Genomic DNA, 17,578 nt, shown 5'->3' with positions numbered 1-17,578 from the left:
GCCCAGCAGCTTTTCGATGATGGCCCGCACCAGGGGCGAGTTCGCATCGAAAACCACCTTGGGATCGTTCTGCGTGGGCAATGTCAGCCCTTGCAGCCCCTTGAGCAGCTCGGCCGGGATGACAAAGATGTTGGCGGCATTATTGACCCCGGCGATGATGCGTGTCGCCGCCGAGGTGGCGACCAGGCTGGAGCGCTTGTCGACCACCCCGCTGGCCAGCTTGACCGTCGGGTTGAGGTTCAGGCCTATCACCTGCACTGAACCATTCACCTGCGCCTGATCCAGCGAAGAGGGATTGGTTTCCAGACGCACATTGCGTTGCGCCTTGATCAGGGAGCCCGTGCTCACCGCGCCATCGATCACGATGGTGTTGATCTGCCGCGCCGTCGCGCCGCTCCCGACCAGAGGCACCTGCGCCACCCCCACCATGGTGAAGGACACCGTGTCATTGGCGATGAGGTAGCCCGTGGACAGGGGATCGGTGGCCTTGCCGCTGCCGGCCAGCACCACGACATTGTCGCCCTCGATCGAGGCATTATTGACCTCGATGCTATTGCGCACCGTCAGGTTGTTATTGCTGTCCGTCTTGCTGGCGCTGGAGACCGATACGACCAGCATATCGCTGATGGTCGTGGTCACCCCGCGTGTGTTCGTCGCTAGCGTGACGTCACCAAAGGTATTGCGCAAGAAAGCGCCATTGACCTTCACCTGGGCCAGCGTCCCCTCGGTGCTCAGATGATTGCTTGACCAGGTAACGGTAAAGCCCGATACACCGGTAATCTTATTGCGCTGTACATAGGTGATGTCATTGGTCGCCACCAGATCCAACATGCCTGGGCTATCGTAATTCCCCTGGGCCTGCACCACCGTCATGCCAGCGGAATCGATCGTGTCGGAAGCCGAACGCGAGCCACTGACCTCGATGACAGACTGCGGGCGTATCGTGACCTCATGACGGCTGACATCGGCGCCTACCGCCTTGACCGAGTAAGCGCTAAGCGCCGATTCGCCCCGGATCGTCTGGTTTGCGCGGATATCCACCTTATTGCCCACGACCTGGGCGCCCGTGCTGATCCCGACATAGGCTCTGCCGCCCAGGTCCACACTGATCTTGCCCTGCCGTCCGGCAACCAGGGCAATCGTGCCCGCATCCATGCTGACGTTGACCGACTGCGACTGCGTGACAGCAAGACTCAAGAGCGCTGCTTTGACACGGGCGCCATTGCGGATCTCGACCCCGGCATCCAGATTCGTCGTCAGTTTGGCGCTATCGACCGACACCGTCAGGCCACCGACCTCCAGCGAGCGCGCCTCGGCCTGCAAGCCGGCGACGCCGTTGCGGTCGGTGCGGCTATCGACCATCACACCCACCACATCGGCGGTCAGGCTGGCGTTGTCGGCCACCGCCTTGAGCGAGCCGCCCAAGCGCGTCTCGGCGCTCATCACGCCTACGCCGACCACCCCGCCCGTGATGGACTTGGCGTAGGCGCGGCCGAAGTAACTGCCCTGCGCATGGACATTCACCATGCCAGGGCTGCTATCCTGACCCGCTGTCACCCGCACGCCATTGAGGACTGCGCCATCGCGCGCCTCGGCCAGCGTCTGGGTCGCGATATCAACCAGGGCCAGATTGGTATTGACAGCCAGCCCCGTGGTTGCCGCCACGCCGGCGGTCTGGGTGCGGCCGAAGTCCACAGCCACTCGCGCATTGACATCGACAACCGGTGCCGACACGGTAGCCTGAGCGACCCTAGCCGTTGTCTTATCGCGTGCGATATTCTCCGCAATCCCCACCCCCACGGCCGCGCCAATCGCGCCGACGGCGATGCTGACCTGGGTCAGATCGATGTTGGCCAGCACTTTGGTATCCGCCAACACCGACACCAGGCCCAAGGCACCGACCTGACCGTTGCCGGTGATCCTGGCGCTGACCTCATTGCTTGTGTTGTTGCTGACGCGCACCCCGGCGCCCGCCCCCGACAGGCTGATTGCCCCGGCCGGGCTGCTGGCAAGCGAGATCGAGGCGGTCACCGCCTCCAGATCGCGCAGCGCGACATTTTCCAGAGCCTGCACCGACAGCGTGTCGTAGGCGCCGAGCTGCTTGCCGCCTGCCGTATCCAGATAGGCCTGGATCACATTCTCGACCACCGTGTCGACCAGCGACACAACCAGCGCGACGGCGGCGCCGGGCGCCAGCACCACGGATGCCGCCACCCCATAGGCGGTGGACTTGAGGATTTTGCTATCGTCTTTGGCGCGCACGGTGAGCGATCCACCGGCGTCAGCCAGGCCTGCCATCACGGTCGAGCCCTGAATATAAGCCGAGGTCCGTGTCGCAAAGCGATTGCTGACCTGCACGCCCGATGCCGCCACGGACACCCCGGCGCCGACCACTGCCAGCGCCCCCGCGAAATTCACGCTGCTTAGCGTCTCGGACGAGCTTGCCAGGACATTCACATTGCCCTTTTTGACCTCGACCTGGCTGTCCTGGATATAGGCTTGCGCGCCATTGTGGCGCGCAAGCCCATCACCGGCATAGGCGCCGAAGCGGTTGCTGGCCAGGGACAGGCCCATGCTCCCGCCCAGACCCACGCCGCTCACGCTGGCCGACACCGCCCCCGTCACGGCCGTAATCGCCGCATGGTTATCGGCCGTCACCGACACCCCCGTGCCGGCATGGACACTGGAGGCCAGCACGCGGCTGCTTACCTCATTGGCCACCACTTGCTGACTGCCCGCCCCCGCGCCGGACAGCGCCACGCCGCCCAGCGAGCCCGCAACCGAGGCCGCCACGGCAACGCTGTTCAGGCTCGTGGTCTCGGCGGATGCGACACTCAGGCTATCCGAAACCGAGATGATGGAGCCGTCAAGCTGCGCCTGCACGCGGGACGCCGCGATATTGCTGACATCGGTGGCGCCGATCGCCACCGAGCCGCCCGTGACCGACATCGCCAGCGAAGCGCCGACCGCTTTGGCATCCAGCTTGCTGTCATTGTTGGCCGATATCGTCAGGCTCGCCATCTGCGCACCCGCGCCTGAGGACAAGATACTGTTATCGACAGAGGCCCGGACGTCGCCCAGCGACTTGTTGCGCGCCAGCGCCGCCCCCACCGACAATGCCAGATTGGAACCCGTGCCCGCCGCGCTGGCGCCGATAGCCGTCGCCTGCAAGACCGAGCTGTTTGTCGCTCGGACGGCAAGGCTGGCCGCAGCGCGCACATTGGGATCAATCTGCTTCACATCATCGACATAGGCCTGAGTCTGCGCGCGCGAAGTATTGAAAGCCGAAGCGCCGGCGCCCGCGATGGCCACCCCCTGCATGGCCACCGCCACCGCGCCAGCGCCCACCTTGGCCTGCAAGCCCTGCACGCTGTTGGCGGCGACAGACACCGCCCCCAGATTGGACAAACGGCTATGCGTCAAACCGGCTCGCGCGCCCGCCGTCTCGCTGATCACGTTCTCAGCCAGCGAAGCGCCGATGGCCAAAGAGGCGCCGGCGGCGGTAAAGCCCACACTGGCCACGACCACGGTCGCCTCGATATTGCCCTGCATGCGCGCGTCGATGACCAGCGCATTGCCGCCATTGCCGCTGATGCTGGCGCCATTGACCAGCGCGGTCGCCGACGAGCCGATCAGGTTAAAAGCATTGGCGCCGCCTCCTGCCAGCGACGCGCCGCCCAGACCGGCGCTGACGCTGACCGACACGGCCACGGACACCGTGGTGATCCGCGCCTGGCTGTCCGCCTTGACCGTCACCGCAGGCGTGCCGACCAGACTCACCCCGTCCATAGCGGCCAGGGCGGCGTTGTTGATCTCGTTCTGCGCCAGAGAAGCCGCAACCGACAGAGCCGCCGAGAGGCCCAGCGACAGAGCCGCCGTGACCGCCACGGCGGCAATCGTGCTGTGGATGGCCGCTTGATCCAAGGCTTTGATCGACACGCTGCCCGCCTTGAACGGCAAGGCCTGGCCCTGGTCGCTGATACGGGCAACGATGCGGGTCTGTATTTTGTTGACCGCGCGCGCGCCGGCGCCCGCGCCTGAAACAGACAGGCCCAAGCCATCGACCACCGGCGGCGCATAAGCCACCGACACCGCCACGGCCCCTGCCACCACGACCGCATCGATGGTCTGCTGACGCGCCACCGAGCCATCGGCGTTCAAGCGGACGTTGCGGGCGTCGACCGTCACCGCCCCGGCGATGACGCGGCTATTATCGATAGCCGCCACAATATCGTTGGCCGCGCGCGCCGCGTCTAGCGGCACCACCTGTCCGGCGCCATCGACGTCATAGCCAATCACGTTTTCGGCCATTGCGACACCGATCGCCGCGGAGGCTGCCGCGTATTGGCTGACCGACACCGAGGCCGACATGCCCAACACCACGGCATTGATGCGCGATAGCCCCAGTGCCTCGACAAGCAAGGCCCCCGGCACGCCAGCCGCGCCGCTCGTATCGATAACCGCGTTATGGATCTGGGCATGCACGCTGGCGGAAATCACGTTGCGCGCCAGCGCCCCGCCTCCCCCGATGGCCGCATTGAGGCTGCTGCCCGCCGACACGGCCACCGAAGCGCCTAGCACAACCGCCAAGATATCGGCCTGCTGGGTTGCGTTGACGACCACCTGGCCGCCGGCCGTCGCGACACTGCTGCCGGATATCGTAGCTTCAACCGTGTTGAAAATCTTATTGACCGCGACACTGGTGCCCACGGCAATCGCCACCCCGCCTGCACCGGCCTGTACGGCCACCGCGCCGCCCACGGCAATGGCCGTGATGCTGGCCGTATCCGAGGCGCTGACACGGACCCCTGAGCCGTTCAGGCGTAGCTGCGCATCCTCTACCTTGGCCCGCACGACCGTCGCAATATGGCTGATGGCCACCGAGACGCCGATGGAGGCCCCGGCGCCCACGCCGCCTGCAGAAACCGCAAGGCCCAGGGCGCCTGCCACGGTCACGATGCGGCTCCTGTTTTCGGCGCTGACCCGGACCTCGCCCTGATTCAGGGTAGCGCTCGATGGCATGTCCACCCGCGTGAGGCTCGCCTCGACCGAGCCCGCGATCGTATTGCCGCTGCCAGCGCCCGCCCCCGCGCCCGCAAAGCCCTGCCCTGCGGCGACCGAGGTGGCCACGCCTATCGTGGCCGATACGATTTGCGACGCATTGATCGCTTCCACGGCCAAGCCGGTCTGGGTACGAACCCGCGTCGTGCCGGCCGCATTGCCGGCGCCCGCGCCATGAATATAGGCCAGGGTATGGTTGGCCACCTCGTTGTCGGTGGCCGCCACCCCGGCGGCAATGCCCACGCCGCTACCGGGTGACACCGCGCCCCCCAGCCCTCCCGCGACGGCCAATACATAGCCCTCATCGCCCGCATGCACCGCCACGCCGGGCACACTGCCCGACTGCGCCAGCGATTCGATCAGGCGGGCGTTGCGGATGCCCGCTTCATTACGGCTGTTAACGCGGTTGATGGACACCGAACCGCCCACCGATACCGCCACCGTGCCCACAGCGACGCTGCCCGCCACGGTCACATTATGGATGGCGCCCGAGAACAGCGATGTCACCTGAACGTGCTCGGCCCGCACCGCGCCTTCGGTATCCCGGATGTGCGCTGTGATAGCATGGGACCGCGACACCCCCAGCGGCGAGCCGCCCACATAGTTGTACGCCAGGCTGGCGCCCACCGCGACGCTCGCCCCGCTGCTGCCCAATCCCAGGGCCACCGCGCCAGCCAGGCTGTTGATGGTGGAGCTATCGTTGGCCTGCACCAAGAGGTCACGGTCGGCGCTCACCGCCTGGTTGGCCGCTGTTTCGCCCACTTCCGCCGTAATGGTGTTGGCTATCCAGTTCAACACCGCCGAGCCGCCAAACCCGACATTGGCTCCCGAGCCGCCGACAGCGACCGCACCGCTGACGGCCATCGCCGCAATCTGCGCGTCCAGTCCGGGTGGCAGATCGTCGGGACGACCGAAAGTGGACTGCAGCACAATATCCCCGGCCGCTACCAGCGAAGAACGCAAGGCGCCGGCATACACCGTGTCGAACACCCGATTGACGGCAAAAGCCATGCCGGCCGCGACGCGGCCTCCCGCCGACACCGCGACATTGCCCGCCAGCGCCGATATGCTGGCCGTATCCCGCGCCAGAATACGGATATCGCCCGTGGTGGCGCGGATGGTGGCATCCGTGATGCTGGCCTGCACCGTGTTCTGCAGGGTGTTAACCGCCAAAGAACCGCTAACAGCCACACCCGCTCCGCCGGCCAGGCCGACCGACACGTTATAAATGCTGGCGCGCGCTTCGGCGCTGACCTGCACGGCCTGCGCCGTAAGCTGGGTGCCGCGGATGGCCGCCTTCACGCCATTGCGGATATCGGCCACGCCGACAGAAGCACCGATGGCCGCCGACGTGCCCTGCGTGAGCGACACGCCCAGCGCGCCCGTCGCCGTCACGATGCGGCTGCTATCCTGCGCCGAGACAGACAGGCGGCCCGAGGAGGCATTCACCTGAGCCGCGCTAGCCGTGTTGTCGATCACTGCCTGGACTTCAGTGCGTGACAGGTTCACACCAATCGCGCCCGCGCCGCCCAGGGACTTCCCGCCCGCGCCGGCCACGGTAATGCTTAACATGCTGTTCGTCAGACTGTGGCCCTGGGTCAGCGCGGCGATATCCAGCGTGATCAGGCCACCGCTATCCAAGCGATTGACCACCTTCTGCAAGCTGATGCCGCCGCTGCCGCTGCCCGCGCCCAGCGCGATGGCGATGCCGTCGCGGGCATTTTGCAAAGAGGAGGCCAGACGATAGCCAAAGCCACCGTCGCCGGAGACATTGATGACGTAATAACGCTCCCCGTCGACCAGGCCATCGACGACACGGCCCTGGCTGCGGTACACCACCAGATCCCCAGTCGCCAGCCCCTGGTCAGCGCCGAAGCGCAAACTGTTTTCTCCCGCCACCTGGGTTCGGATCTGCGTCGCCCTCAAGGTCGCGTCCTGAGCCTGGCCTTGGGTGATCGTGGTCTGCTCGGTGCCGTCGCTCTTGGTCGTGGTCCTTGACTCAGAGGTTTGACGCTCCACCTGCACCCGGGTAATCCCAATCAAGGCATCGGGGTTAAGCGCTATGGGCTTGCCCTGTCCGTCGAACTGCTTGTTGCCCTCGGCGTCGGTCCGGTAGTAGCTATAACGCCCTGTCGTCGTGTTGAACTCGGCGACATAGCCCAGCTCGGCCAGGCTCACCGCGCTGCCATCGAGATGGCTAAAGCGCAGCGTCACACTGTCGATGACCTGCACCACATAGACGTGATCATCATTCAGACCGGTCAGTACGCCATTGGCGCCCAGCTTGATCACCACCTTGTCGCCGTTGGCGAGACCGTGGGCCTTGGGCAGTGTCAGACTGCCGTCCGCGCTGAGCTTGCCGCCCGCCGGATTGTCCACGCTGAAACGCTGTAGCTCGCCGCCGACCGTCGCACCGCTGAGATCGACCACCTTACCCTGGCCGTCGCGCAACTGGAACGACACCTGGCCGTCGACCGTCCTGACCAGGCCGCTCACGTAATAACTGACGCCGACTGCGAGTACATCCTGGCCCTGGCGCACAATGCGATGAGCCAGAACATCTTCGAGTTTGCCATTCGCGAGAGAACCGCTATAGATAATCGCGGCGCCTTCCTGCAAACCCTCGAACGGGGCATGGATAATCAGGCGGTTATTGACCTGGTCCAGGTCCACCGTGGCATCCGCGCCATGGAAGGGCTGTAAATTCACCGTGTTCGCTTCCTGCATGCGCACATGAGCGAAGCGGATGCCCGAGACATTCTGCACGGCAGCGAATTCCAGGGCCTTGCCGCGCAGCGCGTCTTCCTGCGTAGCAGCCAGCTGGATGATGGCCTGGCCATCGGGCGCCGTGCGCCGGATGATGTAGTAAACGCGGTCAGCACTGAGGCTGCTGCCATCGGCGAGCCGGATATTGCCGGCGCCCGCGCTCAAGTAAATGCCATCTCCGGTCTGCCAACCCGAGAACTCGCCGCCTGCCGGGCTCTGCCCTCCAGGCAGCCCGGCGCTCCCGCTGACGTCCTTACCATTGATGATCTCAGCAGCCAGCCCGTCAAAAACCAGGCTGCTGCCCCCCTGGTTGATCCGGATATCACCATCGTTGACGGCCAGCACATCGCCGCCGCTCAACTGGGCGTTGCCGCCTGCGGCCAGCGGATCGACCAGGCCCGCGAAAACATTCACGTCGCCGCGCGTCGCGCGCACATCGCTGCGCACAATCGCGGCCGTCACCTTGGGGTGGGTCGCCGGATCGCCGTTTTCAGCCACATTGGCCAGCTGCACCTGCGCGCCCGAGTCCGCCAATTGCTTATCGTCGAAACTCAGCAGACTGCGGTCAAAAGCGGTGTTGCCGCCCATGATATTGACGGCCACCGCCAGGCCCGCCGCCGCGCCCTCCAGGGCGACGGCGCCCGCCACGGTAATCGCGTAAAGCGCCGAAGCATCCGACGCATTGACGCGCACGGCTTGCCCGTTAAAACCCGCGCTCTGGCCCGCCGCGACCGTGCTGTCGGAGATCCGCGCTTCGGTCGCGCCGCGCATCATATTCACATTGACGGCCCCGGCCAGGGCGAACTTCTTGGCCAGTGCGCCAGCCGCGCCGACCGATACCATGAGCGGCGAGGCGTGAGCCGACACGTCCACCTTGCCCTTCACATCGATATTGCTGTGCTCGATCAAAGCACTGGTGCGTGAACTGAATTCATTCACGCTAACCGAAGCGCCCACCGCCGCCGTGCCGCCCTGCGTCATGGCGGCGCCGCCTGTCACGGCGACCAGCGTGGCGTTTCCGGTGGCGCGGACCGTCACGGCATTCGCCTGAATGACACTGCTGCCGGGCACTGCCGTGTTATTGCTGTAGCGCGGCAGGACATAGGCCGCCACGGCCGATTGCAGGCGGTTGACCTGCACCGAACCGGCGCCGGCAAAGCCGCTCTGCCCCGTCCCCACGCCAACGCCCACCGCACCGCCGCCCAGGGCGGACCGGTCCTCGGCGGTAATGCTGAGCAGCCCGCCGCCGGCCGTGTTGACGGTCGACCCCTGGACACCAGCCAACACCGCATTCGCAATCTGGTTATAGCTGATGGCGATGCCCACGCCCGCCTTCTTGCCCACGCCCGCCGCGCCGGTAACCGCCACCAGCGTGGTTTTGTCCAGCGCCTCGACATGCACATCGCTACCGCTGGTCCGCGCGCCGCCATAGCGGACACTGCTGTTCAGGATATAGCTTTCGATGCGGTTGCCCACCACATTCACCGTCACCGATCCGCCCAGGCCCGCGCCATCGTTCGCCTTGCCCAAGGCCCCGGCAAACCCCACGATCACCTGGCTGGACTCGGCCGACACCGACACCTTGCCGGTATAGAGCAGATCCGTCGCCTGACGGATGGCCGCCTCGACCCGTGTATTGCTGACATTCACGGCCACGGCGGCGCCTACCCCCGCCTTGCCTTCGGAGACCGCGCCAGAGCCGGCCACCGTCGCCACCACACTGCTGTCCTTGGCCGTGACCTGGACATCACGCGCCTTGATCGTCGCCACATTCCCCAAACGGGCGATATTGCTGTAGTCCGCGACGGTCAGCGCGACCGACCCTGCCACCGCGATGCCCTTCTGGCCGCTCGCTCCCGCCAGACCGGCCGCCAGCGTCGCGGCCACCCCCTGGCGGCGCGCCGACAGCGCCAGATCACCCGCCACGATCAAACTGCCCGCCAACGCCACTTCGGCGCGCGCCTGTCCGCTCAGCACATTCATGCCGAACGCGCCTGCGATGCCCACATTGGTCTGCGCCGTATCGGATTTCGATTGCGCCATCGCACCGGAAAGCGCTAGCGCATGCGTCGTATTCTGGGCTTCGATGCGGGCCGCGCCGCCAATGGTGAGGGCAAGACCCGCAGCATTGACATAGGCCTGAGCAAAGTCATTCACTATGTTCGCCGCGACCGATCCGGCAAGCGCCACACCGGTCTTGGACTGCGGCTTGCTGTCTGCGCCGCCACTGCCGCCGCCGGCATCCTGCGTCAACGTCGAGGTCGACGCTCCGATCTGCTTGAGGATGTCAGACAGCGACGAGACCTCGCCGGGGTTGGCCGGGCTTGCCCCGGCTCCCGGCGTCGCGCCTCCCTGGCTAGGAGGCGCCTTGACCGACAGGACATCACCCGATGCGGCATCATCCGAACTCGGCGGCGACGTGCTGACCCGCGATCCCGATCGCAAGATTGCCGACAAAGCCCTTGTTATGCGCGCTGATCAACAGCTCTGCGGCCGAAAACTCACCGGCCGGGCCGGTCTGCGCGCGGCTATCGTCCAAACGCTGGCCGATCAAGGCCTGGGTGTCCCGAGTGATGCTATTGATGCCTACACTCATGCCGATGCCGACCGTCTCGGAGCGCGCCACGGCGCCCGCGACCGTGCCTACCCAGGTCGCGTCATTCGCCACGACAGCGGCCTTGCCCGAGGCATTCACCACCGCCCCCCGCCCGACCTGCGCCACGGTGGTGGCGCTGGTCACATTGACCAACACCACCCCGTTGACCGCCATGGTCTTAGCCTGGCCGCCCGATGCGCCCACCGTCACGGAGATCAATTCATTCGAGGCGTCGACAGTCAGATCGCCCGAACGAATACGGGCCGTGTTGCTGACCAGGGCCTGGGTGTCATGCGTCGCCACCTTGACATACACCGACACGCCGATGGCAGAACCTTCCTTGGAACCACTGCCATAGTCAAAGCCGCTGACCGTGGGCTTCAAAAAGCCCTTGGCCATTTCCTTTCCGTACGACAAACGCCCTTGATCCTCGCCTCGCGGACCCGCCTCGCTCAGAAAGCCCGTGCCGCCTATCTCCATCTGCGGCAGGATGATGTTGCCCACCAGATTCATGCGCTGGGTCGAGTTCAGGGCGGTCACATTGACCGCGCCATCCCCGGCGGCAGCCCGCGTATCCAACTCGCCCGACACGATGGCCTGTGTCTGGGTCGCCTGCACATCGATGGTAAAGGCGCCGGACAGCGCCAGTTTTTTGCTTTTGGCGGTCGCGCTGGCCCAGGTGCTGAAACTGGATGAAATCCCCCCGGTGCTCGTGAGGGTGGCCTGCAAGTTATTGAGAAACTCGAGGCCGGCGTCTTTCGCAACGCCCGCCTTTTCCTGGTTGCCATCGGCCTTGTCCCAGGCGCCCTGGATATCCTTGAACGGCGAGTACAGGTTATAGAGCCAAAGACCGTCCGGGTCGATCTGGTTCAGCGTCTGGCTGGAGACAGAGATATCACCGCCCCGGCTCACCACCACGGCCCCGCCGGCGATCTCTGCCCGGGTCTTGACGTTCTCGATGCTGATCACCACGGCGCCTGCGGCGCCCAAATCCGAACCATCGCCGCCCGGATTGCGCTGGACCTGATCCGTGGTCAAGCCATTCTTTTCTTTGAGAAAATCGCTCTTCTCTTTGATCGCCGCGTCGTCAACCCCGCTCATCACCGTGAACTGGGTGCTGTACGAGGTGAGCGCGCCAATCTCCACATCGCCACCCGCCGTGTTGATACGCGCCGTATCACCAATATGCACCGTGGTGCTGAGCGTGCTCATGGCCATGCCAAGCGCCGCCCCGACCTGGAACTCCGTCGATGACTTGCCGGATTCTTTCTCGACGGACTCGTCGTAAGCCACAATCTCTTTAGCCTGATTTTTGGCCTTGACGTCACGCATCGTCTCGCCAAAGCTGCGGCTATTGCTGTCTTCCAGCAAGGCGCCGAAAAAGGCCTTCACCAATTGTGAGCCCTTGCCTAGCCCCTGGCGCGCGGCCCCGGCAGCCGGGTCCGTCACCTTGCTCATCACCGCAGACTTGCTCTCGTTCTTGACCTGGTCGGCGTAATCGCTGCCGGTGGCGGCCTTGCCGCCCAAAATGGTCTGCACCGATATCGCACTGCCGCCATCGGCGGTCTCGGCCTGCACGATCACCTTGCCTTCGTCGCGGGCCTGAATCTTGCCGTCCATCTGAACGGAGGTGTTGATCTGGTTATAGGCAAACGCCACGGCCACACCCACCTTGGCATAGCTCGCGTTATAGCGGCCCTTCTCGGCGGTCGAGGCGGGATCGTCCGCATCCACGGCCTGGGTATCGTCACTGGAGGCCATTTCCCCCGAGGCTTCAAGCGTGATCGTCACCGTATGGTCGGTTTTGGCGAAAACGGTGATATCTCCACCCTCGCCGCTCTCGACCAGCACAATAGGGCCAGCGCCGATGTCGGCGCGCAGGCCGGTTTGCAGCACGGCCGTGCTGCCGACGTTAACCGAGGCGTCGCTGATCACCACGCTCACACCCACGGCAATCACTGCCGGCACGCTATCCAGACGGCCGGCGCTACCCAGGGAAATCCCATCACCCATATGCTCGGGTGTCAGCTCGATCGTCAGGGTCTGCTCGTTGTGTGCGCCCACGGTAATCGTCTTGGACGCCGTCAAGGAGCCATTGAGGGTGATGTGCGCAACATTCTGCAAGACCCCTACCGCCACCCCTGCCACCTTGGCAACGGTGGGGCTGAGTTCCATTTCTACGGTATTGCTCGCCAAGACCGAAATATCGCTGTTGGAAACCAGCTTGGCATTGACGCCGATGTCGATATTCGTCTTGTATGTCACGCCGGCCCAGGTCGCAATCGCACTGGCCGCATCCGCAAAAGTCTTCAGCGCCTCGAGCGCCTTGTTCTTGCCATCCAGCAAGGTGCCCAGAAAACCGCTTTGGCTTTCCCCCTTGTCCGCCGCCTGGTACGAGCCGCTATCCAGCGTGGCCTCAATGCGGATCCCGTCGCCCTCATCGTCGGTGGCCCACAGGGTCGCATTCTTGACCGTAACGTCGGCCTCGACCGTATAAATCTGGGCAAATGCACTGCGCCAGGGGCGATAGCTTTGCGCCACGACCTGGATGGCCCCGGCCGTCAGCAAAATATTGGCGCCGCTATCCTGGCCCAGGGTAATAAACTGCCCTTCCAGCCGCAGGGTATGGTCGCGATCCACCGTCACGTCATGCGTGACCGTGTACGACTTGCCGGTAATCGTCACGTTGCGGCCAGGCGCATCCAGACCAATATTGCGGTCCACGACCCCCTTGTCGCCCAGATCAAAAATGTAGTCAACGGCGTCCGTATTGGCGCCGAGCACGATGCCGTTCAGCGCGCCCCCGCTGTCCAGCATGCTGGACAGCGTAGTGACGGTCTGCCCATCTTGCTGCTTGACCATCTGCAAGCGGTTGTTGCTGCCGCCCGCTTGCGCCAGCGACACCTCCACGCCCTGCGCCGCGCCAGCCTCAGGCAGTTGCACCACAAAGCTGACGTCGCTGCGATTACCCTTGAGCACATTGCTGCCGCCGTAGCTGACCAGGCTGACCGGCGCCGTCCAGGTCGAGGCATCCAGAGTCACGCGCCCGCTTTCGTTCACCGCAATCAGGGTGGCGTCCGTCATCACTCCAGGCGCGAAATACACAATCCCGCCCTGCACGCCGCCGCTGACATAGCGCACCACCGACGGTGACAGCACGACGTCGCGAGTCGTGTTGACCACCAGATGATTAACCGCGCCCGCAAGGGCGATGATGCGGTTGCCGCCTCCTGTCTCGTTGTTTCCCGTGCCGTACTGAATGCTGAAGGTGTTCTCACCGCCGCCCGAACGGATCTGCGCATTGGCGCCCGCCAGGATAAATTCCGTGTTGTGCGCGATGGCCAGCACCGCTCCCTGGAACACCCCATTGGCGTCAGACTTGCGTTGCAGCTCACTGCCCGCCAGCAGGCCCAACTGATGGGCGGCCTGCGACAACACGACCGTAGACGACGACACCGTACCATCGGCGTTCAGCTTGGCACGCATGCCGGGCATCAAGGTGAACGCCCCGGAATAACCGGCATCGCGCGCGGCCTGGCTATAGCGGATCTCGAGGCGGCCATCGGCACTCAGCCCCGCCTCCAAGGCATAAAGATAGTCCCATCGCGTGCTCGTATCCGAAGCCGGCAGCGGCTTGCCCGCATTGGGGCCTTCCACGGCGATGCGAATGGGCTGGCCGGCCGCGTTCACCATCACGCCGGCCTTGATGGCATCAAGCAGGCCCTGAATGGTGCTCACACCCTCCAGGCCGATATCCACGCGGGCATTGCCTGCATTCGGGAAAACTACGCTCAAGGCCGGCCCCGTGCTGCTCTGGTAGCCCAAATCCTTCAAATAGCTCTGGGTCGTCAGGCCGCTAAAGCCCGTCGTGTCCACCTTGCGGCCGTCGCCCTGCACCGTGATGGAAAAATCCTTGACGCGGGTGAAGGTCGAGACCAGCACCTGCCCGCCCGTGCGGGTAAAGGTCAGTTCGCCATTGCTCAAACGCAAATCATTATTGCCCGTGGCGACCAGAATCCGGTTCTCGCCGGCCGAACCGATCACATTGCTGGCGTGGGTATTGCCGATGACAAAGGTGTTGTCCGTGCCCGCATGGGCGTCTATCGTCACCACGCCCTTGAAGGCCGAGGTGTCGATCCAATTTCGGTATTCGCCGCCCAAGACCTTGGCGGACGTGATGTTGCGGTAGTTAGAACCGCTGCTCGCGCTCGCGTCACGCTGAATCCAGCCGTCCCAGCCGCCCACGCCGCCACTATCTCGCAGCGCCAGCCAGCCCGCCCCCTGACTGGTGAGCAAGGCTGCGCGCAGCGCCTCGTCTGTCGCCCCGGTCAGACCGTCGGCCAGCACCACCAGCTCCGTGCTGGCCCCTGCCCCGCTACCTCCGGTGATGTCATAGCTGCCACCCAGCAGAATGATCTGATGCCGGCTGCCCGCGCCGCTGCCGGCCTTGATCACCCCGGCTGCCATCAGGCCGCTGACCAACACCGTATTGCCCTGAAAAGCCGAGGCATCGATTGCGCTGGCATTCAAACCGCCATTGAGCTCGGCATCCGTGAAACGGCCATACAAACGGTTCGACAACACCGGCGCAATCGCCACCGGGCTGCCATCGCCCGCATAAACCGCCGTCAGCGCCGTCTCGCTCAACTGGAAACTCCAGTTGCCCTTTTCCGAGAGGGTATTGCTTTTGGCCGCCGACTGCGCCCAGAGCTCGTTATCGCCTTGGTAGCCCGTAAAGACGTTGTGGCCCAGACCGCCGCGCAGGATGTTGTCGCCTGCGCTGCCAATCAGCGTCAGGTCGCCGCTATAGCCCGAGCCGTCTAGCGTCACGAGGGTGCGCGCATGATCCGGCGCGCCCGCCGCCGCCTGATTATTAATCGTGCGATAGTCTTGTAGGGTGACGGCATTCACACCGTAGAGTCGGACGGTCTGGGCTGTGCTGGCGCCCGGCGGCGTCGTGGTCAGCAGGGCCGAGGTGGCGCCGCCCGTGAGTACGGCGTCGCTTTTCACGCCGCCGACATACTCCGTACTGCCGCCACTCAGACTGCCGTTGCCGAAAATCAAGTCGTTGCCGCCACCGCCGGCGATGCGGTTCACCCCCCGGTTATGCGCCACGGTGATGATGTTGTCGCCCAGGCTGCCCACAATATCATTGCTGTAGAGTCCCCCCGCGCCGATGACGTTGCTGACATTCATCACCCCCGCCATGCCCGTGGCGTCATAAAGCGCGGTCGCCTCGTCCTGATAATTCAGGTTGACGGTCACATTGGCCTCATAGGCCGAGTAATCCAGCGTGGTCTTGCCCTCGACCCCGACGAAAATCTGGATATCCAGATTGCTGACCAGGGCCGTCGCGCCAGAAAAATTCCGCTGCGCTCCCGTGCTGTCGACACCCGCCCCCATGTAAACGGTCACCCCGCCCTGCGTCAGCACGCGAGCCGTGATGTCAGCGCCGAATTGGGAGAGGTCCAGGGTGTTGCCGCTTTGGCCTGCCTGCTGGGTCAGGGAAAAACCGAAGGTGTTAGCGCCGACGATGAAGGTGTTGCCGCCGCCGCTGCTTTTGATAATGTCTTGCGCGGTCGTGATCGTGACCGTGGTGCCGCCCACCACCGTGATACGGTTGCCGCCCTGCGCCGATCCCTTGATCGCGCCAATGGCCCGCACATAGCCGAAGCCGGTCGGCGGCGGCACTTCTTGGCTATTGCCGCCCGCCGTAGGCCCGGAAAGGTCGACCGTCACACCCGTGGCGTAGCCGCTGTAGTCCAGCAGGGTTTTGCCGCTTTGCGACGTGCCCACCAGATTGAAGGTCTTGTCGCCTATCTTCAGGCTTTGGCTGCCATCGGCGGACTTGAACACCACATTGACCGTATGCTCGGTCCAGTTATTGTTGCCATCAACGGTGCTGTAGCGGATCTGGTAGCTGTCCTGATTGCTGATGATGGCCGTGACATTGCCCTTGATGGCCGAGAAATCCAGCGTATTGTTGCTGTTCTCGTCGTCCGCATTGCGCACCCAGACGCCGTTTTCCTGCTTCATGCCCTGACGCAATTCAATGGTCGTCGTCGTGGCCGTGGAGCTGTTGTTAAAGACAAAGGTATTGTCGCTGCCATAGGCCAGCAGCTTGTCATGCGTTGCCACGGCCGTCAGGGTGGACCCGCCCGTCTGTAAGCCTGTCGAGGTCGCCATCAGGCCATCCCAAGGCGCCACGGTCAGCGTCGTGGCCTCGATGCTGCCATGACGGTAATCCAGCAGCCAATCGCCCCCCAGTGCCGCGCTGCCCACGCTATGCGTGGCAGCGGCCACATCCGCCCGCGTAATGGCCGACAGGCTGTCGATAAACTTCACGCCTCCCCGGCCTGCCGCCACATTACAGCCATAAAGCAGAATATCGCCACCCTCGGCCATCGCATCGCCCCAGGCGCGCAACTGATTCTTGTAAGCGTCGAGCCCGCCTTCGCCCAGGCTGGCAGAACCTAGCGAAAGCGAACCCGCGCTGCCATGGCTCATGATCTGCAAGGCCGCCAAATCTTTATGCTGCGCCAAAACCTGGGTGATCTGGTCCACGCCGTCGTAACGGCCGTCCAACACAATGATTTCCGTATCGTGGCTGCGCAAGACCTGCAACTGCGGGCCCTCGCCCGTCGGTGTGGCCAGCCCGCCCAAGCCCTCGGTCTTGCCGCTCAGCAAGCTGTAAAGCCCCTGCACCATCTGCTCTGCATTGTCGATGGACGGGTCAACAAAAATAATCTGACGCACCGGCGTTTGCGCCGACTGCGTGGTATAGCCCGCTACAGACAGCCCTGGCTCGGCCGGCAACCCGGCTTTGGCAGCCTGCGCGGCTTGAGCATACTGGCCCAGGGACATCGACTCGCCAAGTGTCCCGGACTGCTGGAAAGCCGCCCGCTCCACCAGATAGGGATGGGTCCCGGGTGCGCTTGGCTTTTTCGCCTGAGGATGGGCCTGGTCTGGATGGGCCGGCGCCACGATAGGCGCCTCATCGGAGGCCTGCGGCGCAGGCGGCAATACCAATTCGGCCGACATCAGATAGCGCCGCTCAAGAGCCTCGAACAGCGGCCGGCGGCGGAACAGCGATTGCTGCACCTCGCGAGAGGAAGCGCCAGTCCACAGTTTGCGTGCCAGTTTCTTGATGCTCAT

Annotated in this window: 2 protein-coding genes (1 of these 2 only partly in view); both read right to left on the bottom strand. The window is 64.5% G+C overall.

Features of this window, described 5'->3' with window-relative positions:
- Positions 1–10,284: the beginning of a beta strand repeat-containing protein gene (locus U0029_RS08340; protein WP_147294799.1), read on the bottom strand. Its footprint begins 14,841 nt before the window's first position; 10,284 of the gene's 25,125 nt are visible here — the first part of the coding sequence; its start codon is at positions 10,282–10,284; the stop codon falls past the left edge of the window.
- Positions 10,226–17,578, bottom strand: a complete 7,353-nt coding sequence (locus U0029_RS08335; protein WP_114851988.1) for a DUF4347 domain-containing protein — start codon at positions 17,576–17,578, stop codon at positions 10,226–10,228. The genes U0029_RS08340 and U0029_RS08335 overlap by 59 nt, the downstream gene beginning before the upstream one ends.

It is taken from the genome of Bordetella avium, assembly GCF_034424645.1.
Classification (GTDB): Bacteria; Pseudomonadota; Gammaproteobacteria; order Burkholderiales; family Burkholderiaceae_B; genus Bordetella; species Bordetella avium.
This window is presented reverse-complemented; position numbering and strand designations above follow the sequence as displayed.